Below are 23,051 nucleotides of genomic sequence, written 5' to 3'. Positions count from 1 at the left end.
GATGCTGATCGCCATCGTCGCGTTCGTGGCGGCGGTCGCAGGCGTGTGGGCTGGACGTGAGTTATTCCCCTCCCCGCCAAGCCCGGGCGTTGAGCTTCACAGCTTGCTCCACGACGGGCTCGAGCTGGACGAAGCTCAACAGACCAAGCTCCAGATGCTGGAGTCTCACTTCACCGTTCGAAGGCGTGCCTTGGAGCTGGAACTCAGAGCCGACAACGCCCGGCTCGCCGCCGCCATCGAGGCCGAACATGGTAACGGGCCGCAGGTCGCGGCCGCCGTCGATCGTTCGCACGGCGCGATGGGTGAGCTCCAGAAGGAGACGTTGAACCATATGTTCGCGATGCGGCAGATCCTGCGGCCCGACCAGGCGAGGACGTTTGACCGCGCGGTGGTGAAGGCGCTGACCGCAGACGCGCGGTGAGCCTTGATCTCGCGGCCTGCACGGACGGCGAACTCGCCGCCTTGACGCTCGCCGGACGTCAGGCTGCGTTCGCTGAGATCATGCGGCGGCACCAAAGACCGGTCTACCGCCTGATCCGCTCGCATATCGGCGACGCCGAAGAGGCGCTTGACCTCACTCAGGAATGCTTCGTGGCCGCCTTTCAGAACTTGCGAAAGTATGACGGAGATCGGCCGCTCGCTGCGTGGCTGACCCGCGTGGCGATCAACAAGAGCCGCGACTGGCACAGGCGGCGGCGCATACGCCAGATACTATCGTTCGCCTCTTCGCTGCCGCCCGACACCATGGAGAGTGAGCGGGACGAGGCGCCGGGTGCCGACGCCATCACCTTCGATCGCGCAGAGCTTGCGCGGCTTTCGCGCGCGGTGTCCGAGCTGCCGGCCACGCTCAAGGAGACGCTTTTGCTGCGGACCGTGGAGGGCTTGTCCCAGGCGGAAACCGCCGCCGCGCTGGGGATCAGCGGAAAGGCCGTGGAGACGCGGCTCCGGCGTGCGCGTGAAAGATTATCGAAAATTCTCGACTTCGCGTGAGGGATGAGCCTATTTGCGCGTAATGAAGATAAGGTCGGCGCCCCCCCCCCCCCCCCCGCCGCCGGCCGCAAGCATTGAACTGGAGCGAAGGAAAGGCATGAGCCGCAATCTAAACCGGCGCGACGTAATGCGCGGAACCGCCATGCTTGGCGGCACGCTGGCCATGTCGGCCTACCTGCCGGCTTGGGCGCAACCTGTGTCGCGCGGCATCGCCAGGCCCCTGCCGACCGTGTCGGGCACAAACATCGCGCTGACGATCGACAGGATGAAGCTCGTCATGGACGGGATCACGACGCCGGCAATCGGCGTCAACGGCACCGTGCCCGCACCGCTCGTCCGCCTCCAGGAGGGCCAGAACGTCCGTCTCGCAGTGACCAACAATCTCGACGAGGATAGCTCGATTCACTGGCACGGGCTCATTCTGCCGTTCCAAATGGACGGCGTGCCCGGCATCAGCTTCCCTGGCATCAAGGCGCGTTCGACCTTCGTATACGAATTCCCGATCTTGCAGTCGGGCACCTACTGGTATCACAGCCATTCGGGCGAACAGGAGCAGGCAGGGCTCTACGGACCCATCGTGATTGATCCGGCCGGTGCCGACCCGATCGCGTTCGACCGCGAGCATGTGATCGTCCTCTCCGACCATAGCGAAATGACGGGCGAGGAAATTTTCCGCAAGCTCAAGCAGATGGGCGGCGCCTATTTCAACTATCAGCGCCCGACGCTGAGCGGGCTGCTCGCCGGCCGCGAGATGCGCCTCAAGGATCGGATGGAATGGGGCAAGATGCGCATGGACCCGGCCGATATTGCGGATGTTACGGGGTCGACCTACACCTTCCTCGTCAATGGCTTTGGCCCTTACGACAACTGGACGGGCCTCTTCCGACCGGGCGAGCGGGTTCGGCTGCGCATCGTCAATGCTGCGGCGCAAACCAACTTCAACGTGCGCATCCCTGACTTGCCGATGACGGTGGTGCAGGCCGACGGCCAGAACGTCCGGCCGGTAACCGTGGACGAATTCCAGATCGGCGTCGCGGAAACCTTCGACGTGATCGTGACGCCCGAGGACCGCGCCTACAGCTTCGTTTCCGAGGCGATCGACCGATCCGGCATGGGGCGCGCGACACTGGCCCCGCGCGAGGGCATGATCGCCCCGGTCCCGCCGCTCCGCCCGCGCACGTTGCTGACCATGACCGACATGGGCATGGACATGAGCGGGATGGAGGGGATGTCCGGTATGGCGGACGAGAACCCGGTCGCAAAGCGCGGGCCGGATCCCACGTTGATGCAGAATGCCTCGCGCAACCTGTGGAAGCTCACCGGGTGGAAAGAGCCCACCGATCACGGAACGAAGGCGGTAGGCGCTGCGATGGCCGGCATGGCTGGGATGGGGGGCGACCAGATGAGCGGCGCTATGCCAGGGATGGACCATAGCCAAATGGCGGCGGGCGCTGCCGGGATGGCGGGCATGGACCATGGTCAGATGAGCAGCGGCGGCATGGCCGGGATGGATCATGGGTCAGGCGGCAGCATGGACATGAACATGCGCAACCCCAAGAACGCGCCCGGCGTCAAGATGGGGCCGGGAGTGCAGACCATCTCGCCGATGCCGAAGGACCGCACGGGCGAGCCGCCGCAGGGGCTGGAGGACGCGGATCATCGCGTGCTCACTTATCGCGATCTTGTCGCGCTCGACCGCAACCCGGACGTTCGCGCCCCGTCGCGTCAGTTGGAGATCCACCTGACGGGCAATATGGAGCGCTACATGTGGGGCTTTGACGGCCAGAAGATGAGCGACCCTGCCGACCCCATCCCGTTCCGCAAGGACGAGCGCGCGCGCGTCACCCTGGTCAATGACACGATGATGCCGCACCCAATTCATTTGCACGGCCACTTCTTCGAGCTGGTGACCGGACATGGCGACTTCGCGCCTCGCAAGCACACGGTGAATGTGGCGCCCGGCGGTAAGATGACATTCGACGTAACGGCCGATGCGCCCGGCGACTGGGCGTTCCACTGCCACAATCTTTATCACATGACCGCGGGGATGATGCGTGTCGTGACGGTTCGCCCGATGGGCGAGGAGAACCGCGATGCAGCCTAAGTTCCTCTTGATCGCTGGCGGCGCGGCACTTGGCCTCGCAAGTCCGGTGGCCGCGCAGATGGACCATTCCAATATGCCGGGCATGAAGATGCCGCCGTCAAATACGCCAGCGGTGAAAAAGCCGGCCGCTAAAAAGCCGGCCGCCAAGAAGCCCGCAGCGACCAAGCCCGTCGCGCGCAAAGCGTCCCCAAAGCCCGCCGCTAGATCGACACCGCCCGCGAAAACGGGATCGGGGGCCAAGCCCGCTGCGAATCAGCCCGCCAAGCCTCCGGCCCCTGCAACGATCGTTGCCGATCCTCACGCCGGTCATGACATGACGACCATGCCGGGCATGAATACGCCTGGAGCCAACCCCAACCCCAATACCGCGCACGACATGTCGGCCATGCCAAGTGCCTCCGGCGGTGCCGCCTCCGGCCAGCCAAGCACCAGGCAAGGCATGGACCATGGATCGATGCCGGGAATGGGCCAGAGTTCGGGCGCGATGCAAGGCATGCCGGGACACGACATGGGAAGCATGCCCTCAGCCACGGGCGCGGCGATGATCGGCACCAACCTGCAGGCCGGCACCGCTCCGCCGCCGCCCATCCCGACGGATCGGGCCGCGGACCAGGTCTACTCTGCCGCTGCCATGGCGCATTCGCAGCAGCATCTGCGGTCGATGCACGGCGGGCAGAATTTCTCCCAGGTCATATTCAATCTGGCTGAAGTCCAGATCCGGGACGGTCGCGATGGTTACCGGTGGGACGGCAGTGCCTGGTATGGGGGTGATATCAACCGGCTGGTGCTCAAGACCGAGGGCGAAGGGAATATCGGGGGAAGTCTGGAAGCGGCGGAGGTACAGGCGCTTTATTCGCGCGCCATTGGCCCATACACCGATATACAGCTTGGCGTCCGCTACGATTTCAAGCCCAACCCCTCGCGCGTCTATGCGTCGGTCGGCTTCGAAACGCTGGCACCCGGCTTCTTCGATGTCGAGGGCGCGCTATTCCTGTCCAACAAGGGCGACCTGCTCGGGCGCCTGGAAGGCTATTACGATCAGCGGATCACGCAGCGGCTAGTCCTTCAGCCCCGCGCCGAATTAAACTTCGCCGCGCAGGACGTGCCGGAAATCGGCATCGGCTCAGGCCTTTCCACGGCCGAACTCGGTCTGCGTCTCCGCTACGAGATCAGGCGCGAGTTCGCGCCCTATGTGGGCATATCGTACGACCGCAGCTTCGGGGACACGGCTCGCTTCGCACGCGCCGAAGGCCAGGGGGCGGCGTCGACCAGCCTAGTTCTGGGCATTCGCACATGGTTTTGAGGCCGACTAGTCTTGTCGGGTTGGCTGAGGTCAAGAAGGAGAAGTCGATGTTCAAGACAGTAACACTTCTGGCTCTGGCCGCGACGTCGGCGAGCCCCGCTTTGGCTCAGCAGCAGATGCAGGGCATGGACCATTCGAAAATGCAAGGCATGAACCACGACAACATGCCTGGCATGAACACGCCTTTCATGCCCGCCGAAATGGCGATGCACGAAAAGATGATGAAGGCCAAGGGCGCTAATGCGAGCGAGACGTGGGTCCGCAAGATGATCGAGCATCACCGCGGTGCGATCGCCATGTCGCAGATCGTTCTCCGGGAGTCGCCCGATGCGAAGACCCGGCAAATGGCCCAGAAATCGATTGCCGAGCAGAACAAGAGCATCGGTGAACTCCAGGCGATGCTCCGGTCGATGGGCAAGCGTCCTCAGTAATAAGCCTCGTTCCTCCCGCCCCCAGCGAGGAGACGGGAGGAACGACCAAGGAGATTTTTCCATGAAGTCAGCGTTGCGATTTGCGCTTACTGCCGCAGCCTTGTTGGTTCCGGTTGCCGCCAGCGCGGCTACCCCGATCGTTATGCACCGCGACCCCGGCTGCGGCTGTTGCGCCAAGTGGGCGGCGCAGGTGCAGCAGCAGCTCGGCCGTCAGGTGCGCGTCGTCGATGATCCCAACCGCCCGGCGCTGCAGAAGCGCGCGGGCGTTCCCGCGGACGTCTCGTCCTGCCACACCGCAATCGCCGATGGCATCGCTTTCGAGGGCCACGTGCCGATCGCCGACATGAAGCGGGCTCTTTCGACCCGGCCCAAGGGCGTGCGAGGCCTCGCGGTCGGCGGCATGCCGTTCGGCTCGCCAGGAATGGAAGTGCCGGGCGTCAAGGCGCAAGCCTATGACGTGGTCGCCTTTGGTCCCAGCGGCCGCCGCCTGTTCGCCCGCCACGGCAGCTGATCGGTCGATGTTTTTTGGCGGAGTGGCATGACGCGGTCGCCGCAGCCAGCGTAGCTGTGGCGTCCAGTCCGTCTTGAAGAGCAGACGGAAAGTTTCACAAAGGAAGCTGGGCAGGTGAGGGAAGAAGGCGCGGCGTGCGTAAACTGGATTGAAACAACACGGTTCAAGGGGTTGGGTGATGGGCGGTAAACGAGGCGGGGCTTTCGCTCTACTCCTTGCGGTTGCAATCTCAGTAAGCACGTCGGCATCGGCGCACGAAGATCACGATGCGCTCGGGGCCGGTCCCGGGCCGGCCGCTAGCAGCGCAGCCGAGACGCAGAAAGCAGATGGGGCGGACGCTGGCGACGGCCACATGGGCATGGGCTCTATGTCGACCGTGGACATGAACATGGGCGGCCGCGACATCGCCGGCGACGACATGGACATGGGCGGCATGCACGAGGAGACCGCCAACAAGAACAAGACTTTCGGCGAACGGCTTGTGAGCTGGCTGGGCCGGGTGCATACCATGGTCATTCATTTTCCCATCGCCCTGTTCATCGGTGCGTTCGGGGTGGAGCTGTTCGGGTTGTGGCGCCGCAACCGGGATTATCAGCATGTCGCACACATAATGCTGGTCGTCGGCGCGCTGGGAGCGATCGTGGCGGCGTTCCTGGGCTGGTTCGCAGGCGGGTTCTACCTGACCGACCGCAACCCTATCCTGATGACGCATCGCTGGCTCGGGACATCGATCGCGGTCTTCGGCGTCGCGCTGGCTTGGATGGCAGCGCGCCACCGCAAGGGTCCCGAGCGGTCGCGGTCGTTGTATTGGGCGGTGCTTGGCCTGATGACACTCGCGATCTCAATCCAGGGGTTCCTCGGCGGAACCTTCATGCACGGCGGAATAAACCACTTGGCGTTCTGAGGGGCCCCGACGCTTAGTAGCCGGTCGCGTGTTGGCGCGCTGCGAAGGAGAATGCGACGAAATGCGGCAGCGCCGACCTTCGTGCCGTAGGCCTTTTCAAGCATAGCGTCGGATGCCGCCGGCGAGCCCGGCCCCGCTAGGGCGTGTCGAGCAACCCCCGACGCTGGTAATAGCACACTGTCTCGATGCACTCCCGCGCAAGCCTCGGGATCGTGGTGCGGGATCATCGAACGGAGGAAGGCCGTGTCGCCGATCGTCGTGTGGATACGAATAAGCGCGAAGCAGCCGAAGAAGATGACAAGCGAGCCGGCGATCAGCGCTTTGTTGGCGGCTTTCGCTCGGTGCACCGCCAGTGGCTCCCACTACGTCGGCGGTACGCTCCGAGCGGGATACAGCCCGGCGATGGCGGACGACAATCCGCTGTCGCGGTCGCGCAACAGATTATGGATTGCAGTCGCAGCGATTGCCGCTTGCCCGGCTGCGACGCTGATCTGATCGAGCCCTTCTACTACGTCGCCGACTGCGTACACGCCATCAACCGAGGTTTGTTGGTGGGCATCGGTCAGCACGCACCCTAATTTGCTGAGCTTCGCGCCCAGCAAAGTGGCAAGCCGCGTCCGAGGCGACGAGCCGAGCGCAGGGTAAAGCGTGTCGAATTGCAGCTCCAGGCCATTGGCCAACCGCACCTCGACACAGTCGCCAAGACGCAGCTGCTCGACAGGCGAGGGGGCGACATCGATGCCCTGCTGGTTCAGCTTGGCAAGTTCGGTCGGCCCGAGATCGAGCGAGCGCTCAGCCAGAAGCGTGACCTTGGCCCCATAAGCCCTCAGGAATTCAGCTTCTTCAGCGCCATGACCACTGCCGCCGAGCACCGCCACGTTCATCCGCCGGGCCTCATAACCATCGCAGATCGGACAATAGCGGAGAAGCCCACGCGCCACGCCGATGTCATGCATCGCATCGGGCATCTCGGGACGCCGGTTGAGGACACCGGTCGCGAGGACAACGGTCCGCGCGCGCAAGATGTTCAGTTCGCAGGTTGCCGAGAAGTGGTCGCCTAAGGCGACAATTGCGTCGATCTCACCGCTCTGGACCGTACCGCCATATTCGCGCAGCTGAGCCTGCAATCGCGCAAGAAACGCGACGCCGGAAATGCCTCCGGGAAATCCTGGCAGGTTGCGCGAGTGCGGGATGGAGGCGACGCGCCCTGCCGCCGCGTCATAGACGACGCAGCTCCTGAGAAACCGCGACAGATAGATCGCGGTCATGAGGCCCGCTGGACCGCCGCCCACAATCAGACAGTCGATGACCTCCTCGGGGTCGCCCGTCCAGCCTTGATCGGTCAATCGCAACCTCATCATTACCCCGCGCATGCGCCCGTCCAGGCCCGCGGCCACAGTTCGTCTCGAGAGGAGACGCGGTGAAAAGCGCCCCATGCTCCCTTCTGAATACGCGCCGCCACCGCCGGCCCCTCATCGAGAGCGGTGCGTCGGCACGAAAAAGATCGTGAGGGGTGACCCGCCCGGCTGCGTAATACAGGTGAACCCAATCGAAATGGAGATTACCCTGATGCGTCGCTTGTTCATCACGACTGCCGCCGCAGCCTTATTCTTCGCAGGCGGCGTGGCGAACGCGCACCCGAAGCTGGTGTCCTCCAGCCCCGCCGCCAACGCGGCCGTCGCGACCCCCGAGAAGATCAGCCTTCAGTTCAGCGAGAAACTCGTGCCGGCTTTCTCCAAGGCCGACCTTACCATGGCAGCGATGCCGGGCATGGCGGCCATGAAAATGCCCAGCAGCGCCGCAGTCGGCGCCGATGGCCGGACGCTCACCATCACCCCGAAGCAGCGCCTCCCGCGTGGGCGCTACAGCGTCGGCTGGCAGGTCGTCTCTAGCGATACACACAAAATCACCGGCAGCTACAATTTCACGGTGAAGTGAGCGAATGCTCGACTGGCCGACCGTCGCCATCCGCTTGGCGTTGTACCTGGTCCTGGCGGCGCTGTTCGGCCTGTCGGCCTTCAGCCTCTACGGCCTTCGCCTTGGCGAGCGCGATGATGCAATCGCGCTGCGGCCTTGGCTCACGGCAAGCGCGGCGCTCGGGTTGCTTCTCTCGGCCGCTGGCCTGATCCTCATGGCCTCGGCGATGGCCGGATCTCCGTTCTGGCCGATCGATCAGGCTGCTGCGGCCGCGCTGCTCGGAGGGTCGGCGGTTGGCACCGCCTGGAAGGTGCGTATGGTGGCGCTCGTCATCGCCGGCGGTGCAGCCCTGCTGGCGCGAGGCAGAGCATCATGGCTGGCTATGGCCATGATTGCGGCAGCCGCGGCATTGGCGACACTCGCGTGGAACGGGCATGGTGCCGCGAGCGAGGGAAGCACGGGATGGCTTCACCTCACTGCGGACATCCTCCATCTCCTTGCTGCCGGTCTGTGGGTCGGGGCGCTGTTCGGATTGCTTCTCCTGATGGCGCGGCGCGCCGAGGAGATCGATGCTGCGCACCTTCGGCTGACCCATCGCGCCCTGCACGGGTTTGGCTCCGTTGGTACGCTCGTTGTTGTTACCCTGGTGGTAACTGGTTTGATCAACAGCTGGCTGCTCGTCGGCCCAGCCAATTTCGCGGCCTTGGGGACGACGCTCTACGGCCTGCTGCTGCTCGCCAAGCTGGTTTTGTTCGCAGCGATGCTGGGGCTCGCTTCGCTCAATCGGTTCCGCCTCACGCCGGCCTTCGAGCGCTCGATTGCCATGAACGACCATGGCGGGGCGCTTACGGCGCTGCGGGTCAGCCTTGCGGTCGAGACAGCCTGCGTGATCGGCATCCTGGCGCTCGTGGCATGGCTAGGCACCCTCGCGCCACCCGCGTCGGGCATGTAAGCGCTATGGACCAACCGTCCACGCAAGCGCCGCTCAGGCCTTCCACCTTCTTTTACCCACTTACGCGGCTTAACCCTCGCCTCCCAAGACACCCCCCGCTTGGACTGAGCTTACGTGTCCGACGCCCTAAGTCGCCCACAGGCGCTTGCGGGAAGGCCGCGTCGCGCTGCAAAGCTGGGCGTGCGAGAGGGTTGGTCCGGGTGGGCCTGTCAGTGTTTTCAGAGATGAATGAACAAGGGTGGCAAAGTCATGACCGATGGCAAACGCAGTGAAGCCGGCAGCGGCCAGGGTGGCGAAGTCGTCCTCATCACGGGTGCGAGCGGTTTTATCGCCGCAGCGCTGATTGCCCAGCTCGGCGAGCGCTACACGGTCGTCGGCCTTGATCGCGCCGGCCCTCCCGACCCACCGCCGCCCGCGGCGGCGATCGACATAGACCTCGGGTCAGACGAAGCGGTCCGAGTTGCGCTTGACGAGGTGCGCGCACGGTACGGCAACCGCATCGCCTCGGTGATCCACCTCGCCGCCTATTATGATATCACGGGTGACCCCAATCCGCTCTACGACAAGGTCACCGTGCAGGGCACCCGCCGGCTGATTGACGGGCTGCAATCGTTCGAAGTCGGACAATTCGTCTTCGCCAGCACGATGCTCGTTCATAAGCCGACCCCCACACCCGACGAGCGCATCAACGAGGACTCGCCGATCGGCGCGTCCTGGGCCTATCCGCAGTCCAAGGTCGACGCCGAGACATTGCTGCATGAGCGCCACGGAAACATCTCCGTCGTTTATATGCGCGCCGCCGGAGTTTACGACGACGACGGACGCTCGGCTTTTCTCGCGCAGCAGATATCGCAGATTTACGAGCACCGCCTGATTTCGCATTTTTATCCCGGCATGCTGTGTGCGGCGCAGTCATCGGTGCACCGCGACGACTTGGCTGACGCCGTGCTGCGTCTGGTCGATCGGCGGCACGAACTGCCGTCAGAACTGCCGCTGCTCATCGGCGAGCCCGACGCACCCGGCTATGCCGAGATCCAGGACATCGTCGGCGAGGCGCTCCACGGTGAGGGCTGGAAGACGATCCGGATTCCGCAGCCGCTCGCGAAAGCCGGGATCATCCTGCAGAACGAAGCGCTCGGCAGCGACGACTTCATCCAGCCCTGGATGATCGACAGCAGCAACGACCACTATATCCTCGATGTCTCCCGCGCGCGTTCGCTGCTCGGATGGGAGCCGAAGCACAATCTTCGCGACTCGCTGCCGACGATCGTTGCCGCGTTGAAGCGTCATCCCGGCGCCTGGTATCGGAACAACAAGCTCAACGAGAACCTGGTCGCCTGGAACGACAATCAAGCTTCCAAACCTGCGGAGCCGGACCACCGCCAAGCTGAAGCGGCAGTCGCCGGAATGGCCGGTATGGATCACGGCGGGATGGACCACAGCAAGATGGACCACGCGGCGATGGGGCACGAGACCGGCGGCGCGGGCGCGGCGATGTCGGGCCATGGCGGGCACGGCGATCACATGGCCTTGATGGACCGCGATGAGCGCCGTGCCCGCTGGGCGCTTTACGCCAACATCGGTCTCGGTCTGTGGCTCGCCTCCAGCCCGCTCATATACGATTCCGTGACCACGCAGAGTGTCGGCGAAGCCGCGCGCTTCGTAACTATTGATCGCGGGCTGCCGTCGATCGAGTGGCGGGCGAACGCGCTGGCCATCAGCGACGTCGTCAGCGGGTTCGCCATCGCGCTGTTCGGTGCACTTTCCCTGTCAGCCCGCACGAAGACATGGGCGCAGTGGGCGGTCGCGTTCGTCGGCATCTGGCTGTTCTTCGCCCCGCTGATCTTCTGGAGCCCGAGCGCCGCTCAGTACAACAACAACCTGCTCATCGGCTCGGCCGTGATCGCCCTGTCGGTGCTCGTGCCGATGATGCCGGGCATGAGCATGGCGGGCATGATGGACCCCAAGAACATCCCGCCCGGCTGGACCTATTCGCCATCCACCGACGCACAGCGGCTGCCGATCGTCGCCATGGGTCTGATCGGCCTTCTCACCTCGCGCATCCTCACCGCCTACCAACTGGGGCATATTGACGGCGTTTGGGAGCCGTTTTTCGCCGGCTCCCTGAGCGATCCACGCAACGGCACCGAGGAGATCATCACCTCGGACATGTCCAAGGCCTGGCCGATTCCCGATGGTGGGCTCGGCACGGTCAGCTATGTCCTCGAGATCCTGATGGCGGTAATGGGCACCCGCGACCGCTGGCGGACCATGCCGTGGATGGTGACCTTCTTCGGCATCCTTGTCATCCCGCTCGGCGTCATCAGCATCTATTTCATCATCAGTCAGCCCATCGTCATCGGCACATGGAGCACGCTGGCGCTGATCGCCGCGCTCGCCATGCTGATCATGATCCCCTTCGCGCTCGACGAGGTGATTGCGATGGGTCAGTTCCTTCTCTGGGCGCGCCGGCAAGGCAAACCGCTGATCCGCACCTTCTTCCAGGGTGACGCGATAGAGGCGGGAGCGGTGGACGCGTCGGACGCGATGGCCTCGCCAAGCACCTTCTGGGCGGACGCAAAGAAGGGACTGACCCTGCCATGGACGCTGACTGCGAGCATCGTCATCGGCGTCCTGCTGATGCTGACCCGAATACTGTTCGGCACGGAAGGCGGTATGGCGAACAGCGATCACGTTGTGGGTGCGCTGGTCATCACGGTCGCGATCATCGCCACCGCAGAAGTTGCCCGCGCGCTGCGGCTGATCAACGTCGCGTTCGGAGCCTGGCTTGTGGCCGCGCCTTTCCTCCTCGACGGCGTTGGTCACCTTGGGGCCGTGGCCTCGGTCGTAGCCGGCATTGCGCTCGTCGGCCTCAGCTTTCCAAGGGGAAAGCGCAGCGCCGAGCATTATGCAAGCTGGGACAAGTACGTGATCTGAAAGTATCTTCAATCACTGCTTAGCCTCATCGAAAACCTTGATCGTGCATCGCACACCGTCACGCGCCTTCGCTGCCGCTTTTCTACCCCCCCGATCGTCTCCGGGTTCGCGGTCACGATCTTGTCGCCGGAGACGATCGCCCGCCAGCTCTCCGGCGGCGATGTTCATCATCCTGCCATTGGTGGTCGCGCACGCTGCCCAATACTGCTAATGAGAGCTGTTCGCATAGTCCGCGACGAGTGAAGCTTGGAATCGATCACCCATATGCCGTCACCTCTGGTCGCGCTGGTCGCGTCGCTTATGCTGCTGTTGATCCCCGCTGCGGCGATGGCCGATACCCGCGATGTTCAAACTGCTTGGCGTCTGCTCGACTATATGGCGGTCGATTATGGCGGTGCGGTCGCCAACGGCGCGGTCATAAGCGCGTCCGAATACGCGGAGATGACGGAGTTCGCCGCTGGGGTGTCGACGCGCCTCCGCGCACTTCCCGCGACGCCTGAGCGGCAATCTCTAATCCAAAGCGCTTCGCAGCTCGAAGCCGTGATCGGCCGCAAGGGATCGTCCCGAGAGGTCGCGACACTCGCGCATGGCCTCGCCGCCGATCTGCTCAAGGCCTATCCGGTGCCGCTCGCTCCCGCCAAGGCACCCGACCCCGCCATGGGAACAAGGCTATACGTCCAAAGCTGCTCGTCCTGCCACGGCCTCACCGGCGACGGACATGGGCCTGACGCTGCCAGACTCGACCCGCCGCCGATCGCGTTCACCGACGCCGAACGGGCGCGCCAGCGCAGCGTGTTCGCGCTCTATCAGGTGATAAGCCAAGGCATCGACGGGACCGCGATGCAGAGCTTCGCCGATCTGCCGAACGATCAACGCTGGGCGCTGGCGTTCCGCGCTGGCAGCTTCGCCCTGACCGACGCGCAAGCGGTCGAAGGCGAACGGCTGTGGAAGTCCCAGCCGAGCTTGCGGGCGCGGATCCCCGATTTGAAAACCCTGGTCGCGCTCACCCCCGCCGCGCTTGCGGGCAGCATCGGGCAGGCGAAAGCCGACGCGGTGCTCGCCTATCTGCGGCGCCACCCCGATCAGGTGATGCAACAAGCCCCGGGCTCGCTCGCGGTCGCTCGCTCCAAGCTTGCGCAAAGCCTCGCCGCGTTCCGGCGCGGCGACCGGCGCGGCGCAAAGGAACTGGCGCTGTCCGCCTATCTCGACGGGTTCGAGCCGATCGAACCGACGCTCTCGGCGCGCGACCCGACGCTCATGTCCAGGATCGAAGGCGCGATGGGAGAATATCGCGCCGCTGTGGAGAGCAGCACGTCGGCCGATGATGTGGCCGAACGAGTGGCAGTGCTGGGCGGCCTGTTCGATGATGCCGAGGCGGCGCTCGCGCCCGACGCCGCGACGCAGGCGTCCACCTTCTTGGGGGCCTTTACGATCCTGCTGCGTGAGGGGCTGGAAGCTCTTTTGATCGTGGTCGCCATGATCGCGTTCCTCCGCAAAGCGGAACGGCCAGAAGCCTTGCGCTATGTGCATGGCGGGTGGATCGGGGCGCTCATCGCGGGCGGGCTTACCTGGGCCGTCGCCACCTATGCGATCGGGATCAGCGGCGCGAGCCGGGAGCTGACCGAAGGGTTCGGCTCGCTGTTCGCCGCGATCGTGCTGCTCTCGGTCGGAATCTGGATGCACGGCAAGGCCCAAGCCGATCAGTGGCAACGCTATATCCGGGAGAAAATGTCACGGGCGCTATCGAGCGGGTCGGGATGGTTCCTGTTCGGGCTCGCATTCCTGGTGGTCTATCGGGAGGTCTTTGAAACGATCCTTTTCTACGCCGCGCTCTCGACACAGGGTAACACCGCGATGCTGCTGGCCGGCGCCGGCGCAGCGATCAGCCTTCTCGCCGTCATCGCCTGGGCCATGCTCCGCTACAGCCGGACGCTGCCGATTACGCAGTTCTTCCGCTACAGCTCGTGGCTGATGGCCGCTCTGACGGTCGTGCTGGCCGGTAAGGGAGTCGCTGCCCTCCAAGAGGCGGGGATCATCGACATAGCGCCGCTCGCCAGCGTGCCACGTATCTCGATGTTGGGCCTGTTCCCGACATTTCAGTCGGTGCTGGCACAACTCCTGATGCTTGCCGTGATCGTGATCGGGTTTGCCTGGAACCGCCGCGCCAAGCCGCGGGCGGGCGGGCCGCTAGCCTACTAGCGGCAGGGCAGACAACGCCCCTCTCTAAAGCGTTGCCGCAACCCTGACCGTGCATCGCACCGTCTCACGCGCCTTGGCTCGCAATGTAACGGGAGGGCGGCGGGGAAAGCGCCGCCCTCGGGCCATTTACGCGGCCATCTTGTCGCAAGCCTCGGCGCACTTGCGACACGCGGCGACGCAATCCTCCATGCCGTCCAGCCCTTCGCAGCTCGACGCGCACGCCCGGCAAATCTCGGCGCACTCGCGGCAGATATGCCGGTGATGCTCAGATTTCCGCGCCATGAAGTCGATCGCGACCGCGCAAATCTGCGCACAATCGGCCATGATCTTCATGTGCTGCGGCTCGGCATGTCGGCCTCCCGCCTCAAGGCAATGGTTCATCGCCATGTGGAGGCAGGTGACATGGCATTCGTGGCAGGCGTCCATGCACGCCTTCATCTCGGGATCGATCTGATGCATCATTCATCTCCAGCTGAGCCCCCGCCCATTTGAAAATACGCGGCGCGCGCGCGTACCCCTTACCTCAATCGATCAAGCCAGCTTGCTGGAGATGGCTTTGATCGCTTTCAGCCCCGAGCCGAACCGGGCGATGGCCTCGCGGTTTCTCTCCAGCTCGCCGTAGGGAAGATACGATATGTCGAGATCGGCGACGCGGCTGAACGCGGGACGCTGTAACTGCGCGCGGACATCCGCCTCGCGGGCGTCGGGTGCGACCAGAAACAGCCCTGCGGTCGCGTGGAGGTCGCTGCCGCTCAGCGCCAAGTCGAGCATGCGCACAATGCCCGAGTAGATCGACGTCGAATGCTCGACCTCGAACGCTGCCGCGACGTGATCGCCGCCGCGCTCAAGCCACAGCACGTCGATTAGACGGATGGAATCCGCCCCCTTGGAGGTTGCGATGGAGGCGGGCAGGCGCTCAAGGCACCCATGTCCCAACGGCGATCCATTGAAGGCACGGCTGCGGTCGTTCGATGCGATCCACACGTCATAGCCGAGCGCGAGTCCTAGATCGCGAAGCCATGCTTGGATTTCAGTATGGGTGCGCTCGTTCTCGCCTTCGCGTAGCGCCGCCTTGCTGAGCGTGCGCGCCTCCTCGCGCGCCGTCTCAAGCCGTTGTCCCCAACTTGCCAGCGCCTCGCCGCTAACATCGAGAGGAGGGGCCGGGTAGCGATCGAAGCCGATGTCGAACAGCAAGCCGCCAATCGCACCCAGGTCGTTCGATAGCAGGTCGCGGTGGCGATCGTTCAAGTCGAGTACACCCGACCGCATCGCCAGAAAATGCTCCCAGCTCCCGAGCTTCACCTTCGCGCCGGTCAGCGCGTTGTAGCCTTTGACGATCGCGGTGTTGAAGGGCGGCACCAGCGTCGGGTGAAGAAAATAGAGCAGGTTGGCGACCGCTGGCCCGAGCCCCTTGATCTTCAAGCGATCGATCGTGTGGATATGGCCAATAATTTCCTCGGCCGTGTCGCAACACGAACAGGCGTCGAGCAAGTGACCGAACGCCCGCTGGTTCTCCGGGTTTTCGTAGATATCGGGTATGCGGAGCTTCGGTTTCCAGAGAAAGGCGTGGTCGGCGCCTTTGAAAATTTGACGCTGCTCTGCGACGGAATGAACGACCGTTTCGAGCGACGATCCCCGGTAGGCGACGCCGAACGTGCCGCGCTCGATCTCACCAACGACCTGGCCAATACCACGCCGGATCGAGCGGAAGTTTTTCAACCGTTCGTCCCACAGAAACCAGCTTCGGTAGGTTGCGCCAGGATCGTCACGCCAACGGGCAATAAGACGACGAACGAGGCCACCGTGATCCTCTCCGGTAGTAATTTGGTCGGGTTGCGTGGCCATATTGTCAGTGTGATCCCCATTCGCTGAACCAAGACCTAAGCCCCTGGTCGGTGACCGTCGAGCTTCTTGATTCAGCATATCGGACCGCGAATGACGTGCTCCCCGTTTTCAGGCCGCTGATAAGTTAGCTTCGGTGTCCTCATTCCCCTGACGGGGGCGGTTGGTGAACTCGGCGGGTGCCATGCCGCCGAGGCTGCTGTGGGGACGCACGGTGTTGTACAACGAGACGACGGAACGCCCATAGGACCGACGTTCGCGAAGTTCTTTATCAGTGGCATCCCTGGACCGGGCTTCAGGTTTACATTCATGAAGTAGTCGAGCGCGCGGGGTGCGGCGTTTTCCGTTGCAGCATCGCAGGATCGGCGGCCGATCGCTGGCTCGAGATCCCAGCCTGGATGTTCGACCGCGCGGTTTGCAGCATGATGCGTGTCGACCACGCTCCCCGCGTCAATATTGGCGCGCTGGTTGCCTTGGTGAAGCTGCTGCAGGCGACGCGGCCGGTTTCGGCTTCATTGGTTTCAGGCGCAGCATCGGGCTCTCACGACTTACATCGGGGAGGTCTCCATGCCGCGCAAGTCCATGACGTTTCAGTTCGATCTGTTCTCCAGGCCCCACGGTTCCGGGATCGCGCAGACACCGCGTTGGCAGACTCTGCCCGCGCCGACGCGGCAGACGCTGACGCCATTGATCGTGCGCCTGCTTCTCGCCCATGCCGACGGCGGCCCCGTCGCGGAGCTGCAGGAGATGCGCGATGATCTTTGAGAAGATCGGGGCTCAGCATCTCGAGCGCAAGGCGATCCTGTATGTGCGGCAGTCATCGGCCTGCCGCTAGCGAGGTGCCGCCCATCAGCATCGTTACCGCGATTAGAAATACGGCAAAAGCTCTTTTGGCAACGTTGCTCTCCTGTTGAACGGTAGACGCTGCATAAACTCTTCAGAAGTGGGAGCCTCCGCCTACGCAACACTGAACTGGCCCATCATTCCATTATCCTCATGTTCAAGGATATGGCAGTGATACATGAAAGGAGCGCTCTTGGCCGGCTGATCAAATCGGATGAGAAGCTCCACCGGCTCCTTGACGACGACAGTGTCGCGCGGCCCCTGGTCGAGAACGTCAGGCTGACCGCCCCCACGGGTGAGAACATCAAAGTGGACGCCGTGAATATGGATCGGGTGGCGCATCATTTCGCCAGACACCTCCCATATTTCGGTGGAGCCTAGCTTCACCGTCTCATCGATGCGATTAATGTCGAATGGCTTGCCGTTGATCGTCAGGCCGCCACCGCCGTTTCCTGAGCCCATCATGCCGCCCATGCCCATGTTGAGGATCAGTCGGCGACGGCGCACCGCCTTGCTGGCATCGGGCCGAGTTCGTGATGCCAGAAGGGTCGGCACGGCGCCGCTGGCACGAGCCTGTCCCGACGGCCGCGGCTCAAACCGCAGCACGGTCGCTGGCGCCGCGGCATCGGTCCTCCCGGCGCCACGCCCCATCATGCCCATGCCGCCCATCATCGCGCTGTTGGTATCAGCCGCCGTTACCAGCGAGGCGGGCCTGCCGTCCGTGAAGTCCACGAGAAGCTCGCCGCGCTGGCCCGGCGCCAAGGTTATGGATTCCAATGCCACTGCTCGTTCGAGCAGCCCCCCTTCGGTTCCGATCCAGTAAAAGCTTCGTTGATCGGAAAACGACAGCTCATAGATCCGGGCATTCGATGCGTTGACGAGCCGCAGGCGAACCAACCGGTTTGGCACTGCCGCCAGCGGGTTTACCGCTCCGTTCACAAGGGTCGTGTCGCCGCGCCGGCCCTGCATGGCGACCATCATGCCGCCTGGCATGACGAGGCGACCATTTTCGAATTGGCGATCCTGGATGAGCAGGGGCAGGTCGTCCACGCCATATTCTGACGGGAGGCCCAAGCCCTGCTCTTCGTCATCGGTTACCAGCAACGCCCCTGCCAGACCTGAATAGACTTGCTCGGCCGTCAACCCATGGACGTGTGAGTGATAAAGGAGGGTCGCTGCCGGCTGCCGGATCGGAAGCGTCGGTCGCCAGGTCGCGCCCGGCGCGATGATCTGATGGGGGCCGCCATCCAGCTCTCCAGGGATCAGAAGCCCGTGCCAGTGCACAGTCGTGTCCGCCTTGAGCCGGTTGGTCACGGCAACCGCCACATCGTCGCCGCGACGCACTCTGATCGTCGGTCCGAGATAGCTGCCGTTATACCCTAGCGTGTCGCTCGGACGGCCCGGATAGAATGAAGTCGTTCCGGACTGGACCTGTAGCGCGAATGATCGTCCAGGCTGCGCATCCAAGAGCGGTGGTATCGGGAGGGGGTTTGCACCGCCCCCGCCGAGGGAAGACGTGGAGCGCGAGCAAGCGGCGGTGGCGAACAGTGCCGCTCCGCCGGCCAACAGTGAACGTCGATCGAGCATCTAAATCTGGCCCTGCGCGCAGCGCAGCTTGGAAGCGCCACCGGCAGCCTTGTCGATCGGCATTGGTCGCCCACGCTCTAGCGCTTCAATAGCGCGCAGGACCACTTTCCTCGAAGGATGCCGCGATAGTCTGGCGAAATAGTAGCGCACGGGAAATCTCCTAAGCTGGCTTGATCGAACGCTCATCCATCATATATGTTGCATATAAGATGTCTGGAGCAATCGTGCGACCTTCTCTCGTTAAGATGTCCCCAGAACTTCTGGAGGAAAAGGCCGGCGAAGCGGAAGCGTTCCTCCGTTCGCTGGCGAGCCGGCACCGTCTGATGATCCTGTGCAGCTTGCTCGGCGGGGAGCTGTCGGTAACCGAACTGGGCGAACGCCTCGGGCTGACACAATCCAATTTGTCCCGCCACCTTGCCACGCTGCGCGACGAGGGCCTGGTCGGCACGCGGCGGGAGAAAACAACGATCTTCTACCGCATCACGTCCGAACGCGTGCTGCCGATCCTGACGGAACTCTACGCACTCTTTTGTGCTGGCGCCGATCCTGAACAAGGAGAATCCTGACGATGGAGGGGTTCACCCCATTTTCGGCCATCGTGGGCGGCGCGCTCATCGGCCTCTCGGCATCCCTCCTGTGGATCGCCAACGGGCGCATTGCTGGAGTCAGTGGCATCGTCGGGGGCGTGCTTGCGCCCGTCCGCGGCGATGTGGCGTGGCGCGGAATGTTCCTGGTCGGCCTGCTCGCTGCGCCCTTGCTTTACCGGGCGGCGGGCGGCGTGCTGCCGGACCTCACGTCGCCGGCCCCAGTCGCCGGCGTGATCGCAGCCGGCCTTCTGGTGGGATTTGGGACTCGGCTTGGGAGTGGTTGCACCAGCGGGCATGGTGTCTGCGGGATAGCGAGGCTTTCGCCCCGCTCGCTTGCCGCGACCGGCGTCTTCCTCATCACGGCGGCTGCGCCTGTGTACGTTGCCCGGCACGTCGTGGAGCTTTGAGACAATGAGGAAGCTGCTCATTGCGCTGGCCTCGGGGCTCATTTTCGGCTTCGGCCTGATCGTTTCCGCCATGATTAGCCCAGGCAAGGTGCTGGCGTTTCTTGATGTCGCCGCGCCGTCGTGGGACCCGAGCCTGGCCCTGGTACTGGCCTCAGCCGTCATCGTTTCCGCCTTGGGATTTGCACTCGGCCGAAGGCGCGAGGCTCCGCTTTTCGCAGCCACGTTTAATGGGCCATCGTCCCGGTCCCTGGACAAGAAGCTTCTCTCCGGCGCGGCTTTGTTCGGCGTTGGATGGGGCCTCGTCGGCTATTGCCCTGGCCCAGCCCTCGTTGCTTTGAGCCTCGGGGCGCCGGCGGCGCTGGTGTTCATCGTGGCGATGCTGGTGGGCATGGGCCTCTTCGCCATTCAGGAACACTATCGTGCGGCTAGGGCCGGAGCTGCACTATGACACTGGTCGACATCCTCACGCTCATATCCGGTGTCCTCGTTGGCTTCACCCTCGGGGTGATCGGCGGCGGCGGCTCGATCCTGGCCCTACCATTGCTGCTGTATGTCGTGGGCATGAAGGACCCGCACGTCGCGATCGGTACGAGCGCGCTGGCGGTCGCTGCCAACGCCTTCGCCAACCTGATCCAACACGCCCGGGCCGGAACCGTGAAGTGGCCCTGTGCCCTCGTCTTCGGGGCATCGGGTGTCGTCGGCGCTCTGGTCGGCTCCACCCTGGGCAAGATGGTGGCGGGTCAGCACCTCCTGGTGCTGTTTGCGGGCGTGATGATCGTGGTCGGGGTTTCGATGCTGCGGGGCAAGTCGGGCGGCGGCGATCCGGACGTGCGGATCACGCGGCCAATCGCTGTCCGGCTCGTGGTGATCGGCCTTCTCGCCGGCCTGCTGTCAGGGTTCTTCGGCATCGGCGGCGGCTTCCTGATTGTGCCCGGCATCATGCTCGGCAGCGGCATGCCCATCCTCAACGCGGTCGGATCGTCGCTGTTTTCGGTGGGAGCGTTCGGCTCGGCGACAGCCTTCAACTATGCCCTGTCAGGCCTCGTGGACTGGCGCGTGGCCGGCTTCTTCATCGCTGGCGGGGTCGCTGGCGGCATGGCCGGCATGCAAACGGCCATCCGGCTCGCCGATCATAAGGGCCTGCTCACCCGCATCTTCGCTTTCGTCCTGCTGGCCGTGGCCGCCTACATGCTGTTCCGCAGCCTGGGCGGGATCGGCAGCTAAGCACCATTGGAGGCCGATCATGATCTTTCGTCAGTTGTTCGAACCCGAGTCCTCGACATACACCTACCTCCTCGGCTGCCCGGAAACGCGCAAAGCCGTCCTCATCGATCCTGTCCTCGAAACGATCGAACGCGACCTTGCCGCACTTCAGGAACTGGATCTCGAACTGGCCTATACGTTGGAGACGCATGTGCATGCGGACCATGTCACCTCGGCCTGCTATCTGCGCAGCCTTACCGGCTCCAAGATCGCGTACCCCGCCATGGACAGCCTTCCGTGTGCTGACGTCGGCGTCGCCGAGGACCAGCCCCTGACCGTCGGCGCGCTCAAGCTTCAGCCGCTGTTTACGCCGGGGCACACCGATGCCCACCATACCTACCTGGTCGATCAGCCCGATGGTCTTCGCGCCTTCACCGGCGACGCCCTGCTGATCGACGGCTGTGGGCGGACCGATTTCCAGAACGGTGACGCCGCCACGCTCTATCACTCGGTCACGCAGAAGATTTTCACGCTGCCGGGCGACGGTCTGATCTTCCCCGCTCACGACTACAATCATCGCCACATCACGACAGTGGCGCAGGAGCGTGAGCGAAACCCGCGCCTTGCCGGCAAGACCGTTCAGGAATTTGTCGCGATCATGGCGGCTCTCGATCTTCCCTACCCGAAGAAGATCGACGTTGCCGTTCCGGCAAACAAGCTTTGCGGTGATTGCCCAACAGATTTGCCGGAGCGGCTACGCCAAATAGGCGGCAAGTCCGAGCAGGGCTGAGCGATCCGCTACAGGTTCATTTACAGGAGAAAGTCGATGCCAACACGCACCTCGAAGCAGCTCGTTTCTGAAGCGAATGCCCTTGTCGAAACTATCGCGCCTGAGGATGCAGCCAAACTTGTCGGCAATCCCGAGGTACGGTTCGTTGACATCCGCGAGCCAGGTGAAGTCGCGAAGTCAGGGCTGGTGTCTGGTGCGGTACATGTCCCGCGCGGCCTTCTGGAATTCCAGGTCGATCCTCAAAGCCCCACCCACAATCCCAAACTCGCCGCCGGATCGCGGTTGGTGCTCTATTGTGGGTCCGGCGCCCGCTCAGCGCTTGCCGCAAAATCACTCAAGGATATGGGCGTGGAGAATGTCGCCCACGTCCCCGGCGGGTTCGCGGCGCTCAAGGATGCCGGCGCTTCAATCGCACCGGAGTAATCCCATGGCGCGCTCGAGCACCCGTCCTCGCTGGCAGGATACAATCCTTGGATAGCCATATCGCATTTGCCAGCCTCGGATTGAGCCCGATTGCCATCTCCATAGGCCCGCTAGACATCCGCTGGTACTCGCTCGCCTATATCGCCGGCATTATTGCCGGATGGTGGTATCTGTTGCGGCTGCTGGCCCAACCCGCGGCCCCGATGAACCGCCAGCAGGCTGATGATCTCGTATTCTATGCGACGCTCGGCGTCATCCTGGGTGGCCGCCTTGGCTATGTAATCTTCTACGGTCCCGAGATGATCCTCCACCCCCTGCAAATCCTCAAGCTGTGGGATGGCGGCATGTCGTTCCACGGGGGTGCCGCCGGCGTCTCGCTCGCGCTGATCCTGTTCGCGCGACGACACGGCCTCGAATGGCTGCGGGTCCATGATTATGTCGCCTGCACCGTGCCGATCGGCCTGTTCTTCGGTCGTCTCGCCAATTTCGTGAATGGCGAGCTTTGGGGAAAGCCCACCGATGTGCCCTGGGCGATTGTGTTCCCCGGAAGCCATGATGGTCTCGCCCGCCATCCCAGCCAGCTTTACGAAGCCGGGCTGGAAGGGTTGGTCCTGTTCGCCGTGCTCGCCTTCCTGTTCTGGTTCACCGACGCGCGGCGCAAGCCGGGGATGCTCGTCGGGGTGTTTCTCATCGGCTATGGTCTGGCCCGATTTACGGTCGAGTTCTTCCGAGAACCCGATGCCCAGCTTGTCGGCTTTGCAGCCAGAACAGGGCTTCACATGGGTCAGTGGCTCACGGTGCCTATGATTGCGGCAGGGATCTACCTCGTTGCCGCAGCATGGCAGCGGTCAGTCGATCACCCGGCTCAAGTTACCCGAAGCCAGTGACGTGCTCGCATCGGGCAGATCTGCGCTCCGCTGGAATGGCAGCGATCAACCTACGCGATTGAACATCGATCGATTCAACCGTAGCTTCGCCCCCCGAACATTAGGTCCCTAGCGGCCAGATATCTCGCCTAAGCAGTAGCGCCAATGGCTGTGGGAGACGGCGCCAGGCTGGCGTCGGCGGCGTCCGCCCGCTCTAAGGTAGTGCAAACGGCGACACATATTCGTTATGTTTAT

23 protein-coding genes and 1 pseudogene are annotated in these 23,051 nt (G+C 63.7%); 19 read left to right on the top strand and 5 right to left on the bottom strand.

Annotated elements, in window-relative coordinates:
* The first annotated feature begins 1 nt into the window (after nt 1).
* The 7 genes from OVY29_RS15395 to OVY29_RS15365 all read left to right on the top strand — a co-directional run bounded on the left by OVY29_RS15395 (nt 2) and on the right by OVY29_RS15365 (nt 6,243).
* Nucleotides 2-421, top strand: coding sequence for a periplasmic heavy metal sensor (locus OVY29_RS15395; protein ID WP_030541565.1), 420 nt, complete (start codon nt 2-4; stop codon nt 419-421).
* Nucleotides 418-990, top strand: coding sequence for an RNA polymerase sigma factor (locus OVY29_RS15390; protein WP_004212943.1), 573 nt, complete (start codon nt 418-420; stop codon nt 988-990). The genes OVY29_RS15395 and OVY29_RS15390 overlap by 4 nt, the downstream gene beginning before the upstream one ends.
* Before the next feature lie 97 nt (nt 991-1,087).
* Entirely contained in the window at nt 1,088-3,094 is a 2,007-nt protein-coding gene (locus tag OVY29_RS15385) for a copper resistance system multicopper oxidase (protein ID WP_030541566.1), read from the top strand.
* Nucleotides 3,084-4,397: a copper resistance protein B gene (locus tag OVY29_RS15380; RefSeq protein ID WP_058818200.1), complete on the top strand. Its 1,314-nt coding sequence runs from the start codon at nt 3,084-3,086 to the stop codon at nt 4,395-4,397. The genes OVY29_RS15385 and OVY29_RS15380 overlap by 11 nt, the downstream gene beginning before the upstream one ends.
* Nucleotides 4,388-4,828 (top strand): DUF305 domain-containing protein, encoded by a 441-nt coding sequence (locus OVY29_RS15375; protein WP_409581466.1) that lies wholly within the window; start codon nt 4,388-4,390, stop codon nt 4,826-4,828. Before OVY29_RS15380 ends, OVY29_RS15375 begins: the two co-directional genes overlap by 10 nt.
* A gap of 61 nt (nt 4,829-4,889) precedes the next feature.
* Entirely contained in the window at nt 4,890-5,339 is a 450-nt protein-coding gene (locus tag OVY29_RS15370) for a DUF411 domain-containing protein (RefSeq protein ID WP_046407136.1), read from the top strand.
* Nucleotides 5,340-5,706: 367 nt separating this feature from the next.
* Complete coding sequence (locus OVY29_RS15365) at nt 5,707-6,243, top strand: DUF2231 domain-containing protein (RefSeq protein WP_030541569.1); 537 nt, start codon at nt 5,707-5,709, stop codon at nt 6,241-6,243.
* A 212-nt stretch (nt 6,244-6,455) separates the two neighbouring features.
* Here the strand turns inward: OVY29_RS15365 and OVY29_RS15360 are convergent.
* Both OVY29_RS15360 and OVY29_RS15355 read right to left on the bottom strand, forming a co-directional pair.
* Nucleotides 6,456-6,581 (bottom strand): annotated as a pseudogene (locus OVY29_RS15360) (DUF305 domain-containing protein); the annotation flags it as partial.
* Nucleotides 6,582-6,605: 24 nt separating this feature from the next.
* Nucleotides 6,606-7,589: an NAD(P)/FAD-dependent oxidoreductase gene (locus tag OVY29_RS15355; protein WP_231728232.1), complete on the bottom strand. Its 984-nt coding sequence runs from the start codon at nt 7,587-7,589 to the stop codon at nt 6,606-6,608.
* A 223-nt stretch (nt 7,590-7,812) separates the two neighbouring features.
* Between OVY29_RS15355 and copC the strand changes: the two genes are divergently transcribed.
* The 4 genes from copC (at nt 7,813) to OVY29_RS15335 (ending at nt 14,248) form a co-directional block, all read left to right on the top strand.
* Entirely contained in the window at nt 7,813-8,181 is a 369-nt protein-coding gene (copC, locus tag OVY29_RS15350; RefSeq protein WP_030541571.1) for a copper homeostasis periplasmic binding protein CopC, read from the top strand.
* 4 nt (nt 8,182-8,185) lie between these two features.
* Nucleotides 8,186-9,112 carry a copper homeostasis membrane protein CopD gene (gene copD / locus OVY29_RS15345; RefSeq protein ID WP_058818198.1) on the top strand — a complete coding sequence of 309 codons (927 nt, stop codon included), beginning with the start codon at nt 8,186-8,188 and terminating at the stop codon, nt 9,110-9,112.
* A gap of 249 nt (nt 9,113-9,361) precedes the next feature.
* Nucleotides 9,362-12,049: a vitamin K epoxide reductase family protein gene (locus OVY29_RS15340; RefSeq protein ID WP_058818197.1), complete on the top strand. Its 2,688-nt coding sequence runs from the start codon at nt 9,362-9,364 to the stop codon at nt 12,047-12,049.
* A 264-nt stretch (nt 12,050-12,313) separates the two neighbouring features.
* Nucleotides 12,314-14,248, top strand: a complete 1,935-nt coding sequence (locus OVY29_RS15335) for a cytochrome c/FTR1 family iron permease (protein ID WP_058818219.1) — start codon at nt 12,314-12,316, stop codon at nt 14,246-14,248.
* Nucleotides 14,249-14,374: 126 nt separating this feature from the next.
* On the opposite strand, the gene OVY29_RS15330 is transcribed toward OVY29_RS15335, so the two are convergent.
* Both OVY29_RS15330 and OVY29_RS15325 read right to left on the bottom strand, forming a co-directional pair.
* The gene (locus OVY29_RS15330) at nt 14,375-14,710 is read right to left on the bottom strand and encodes a four-helix bundle copper-binding protein (protein WP_231735705.1); all 336 of its coding nucleotides are present in this window, start codon (nt 14,708-14,710) and stop codon (nt 14,375-14,377) included.
* 69 nt (nt 14,711-14,779) lie between these two features.
* Nucleotides 14,780-16,093, bottom strand: a complete 1,314-nt coding sequence (locus OVY29_RS15325; protein ID WP_058818196.1) for a hypothetical protein — start codon at nt 16,091-16,093, stop codon at nt 14,780-14,782.
* A gap of 564 nt (nt 16,094-16,657) precedes the next feature.
* Here OVY29_RS15325 and OVY29_RS15320 point away from each other — a divergent pair.
* Nucleotides 16,658-16,855: a hypothetical protein gene (locus OVY29_RS15320; RefSeq protein WP_058818195.1), complete on the top strand. Its 198-nt coding sequence runs from the start codon at nt 16,658-16,660 to the stop codon at nt 16,853-16,855.
* Nucleotides 16,856-17,047: 192 nt separating this feature from the next.
* Here the strand turns inward: OVY29_RS15320 and OVY29_RS15315 are convergent, their stop codons facing one another.
* Nucleotides 17,048-18,520 carry a multicopper oxidase family protein gene (locus OVY29_RS15315; RefSeq protein ID WP_054725922.1) on the bottom strand — a complete coding sequence of 491 codons (1,473 nt, stop codon included), beginning with the start codon at nt 18,518-18,520 and terminating at the stop codon, nt 17,048-17,050.
* Between the two features lie 224 nt (nt 18,521-18,744).
* Between OVY29_RS15315 and OVY29_RS15310 the strand changes: the two genes are divergently transcribed.
* From OVY29_RS15310 to lgt, 7 genes are read left to right on the top strand one after another with little or no spacing between them, the layout of a single operon-like run.
* Nucleotides 18,745-19,086: an ArsR/SmtB family transcription factor gene (locus tag OVY29_RS15310; RefSeq protein WP_235600759.1), complete on the top strand. Its 342-nt coding sequence runs from the start codon at nt 18,745-18,747 to the stop codon at nt 19,084-19,086.
* A 2-nt stretch (nt 19,087-19,088) separates the two neighbouring features.
* A complete protein-coding gene (locus OVY29_RS15305; protein ID WP_313911689.1) occupies nt 19,089-19,514 on the top strand; it encodes a YeeE/YedE family protein in 426 nt (141 codons plus the stop codon).
* A gap of 4 nt (nt 19,515-19,518) precedes the next feature.
* Nucleotides 19,519-19,962 (top strand): DUF6691 family protein, encoded by a 444-nt coding sequence (locus OVY29_RS15300; RefSeq protein WP_054725928.1) that lies wholly within the window; start codon nt 19,519-19,521, stop codon nt 19,960-19,962.
* Nucleotides 19,959-20,738, top strand: coding sequence for a sulfite exporter TauE/SafE family protein (locus OVY29_RS15295; RefSeq protein ID WP_089216930.1), 780 nt, complete (start codon nt 19,959-19,961; stop codon nt 20,736-20,738). The genes OVY29_RS15300 and OVY29_RS15295 overlap by 4 nt, the downstream gene beginning before the upstream one ends.
* A gap of 19 nt (nt 20,739-20,757) precedes the next feature.
* On the top strand, nt 20,758-21,507 hold the full coding sequence (locus tag OVY29_RS15290) for an MBL fold metallo-hydrolase (protein WP_054725930.1): 750 nt from the start codon (nt 20,758-20,760) through the stop codon (nt 21,505-21,507).
* Nucleotides 21,508-21,543: 36 nt separating this feature from the next.
* Nucleotides 21,544-21,930 (top strand): rhodanese-like domain-containing protein, encoded by a 387-nt coding sequence (locus OVY29_RS15285; protein ID WP_054725933.1) that lies wholly within the window; start codon nt 21,544-21,546, stop codon nt 21,928-21,930.
* Nucleotides 21,931-21,977: 47 nt separating this feature from the next.
* Complete coding sequence (gene lgt / locus OVY29_RS15280; RefSeq protein ID WP_082395462.1) at nt 21,978-22,817, top strand: prolipoprotein diacylglyceryl transferase; 840 nt, start codon at nt 21,978-21,980, stop codon at nt 22,815-22,817.
* Nucleotides 22,818-23,051 lie beyond the last annotated feature (234 nt).

The organism is Sphingopyxis sp. SE2 (assembly GCF_032227185.1).
In the GTDB taxonomy this organism is placed as follows: Bacteria; Pseudomonadota; Alphaproteobacteria; order Sphingomonadales; family Sphingomonadaceae; genus Sphingopyxis.
This window is presented reverse-complemented; position numbering and strand designations above follow the sequence as displayed.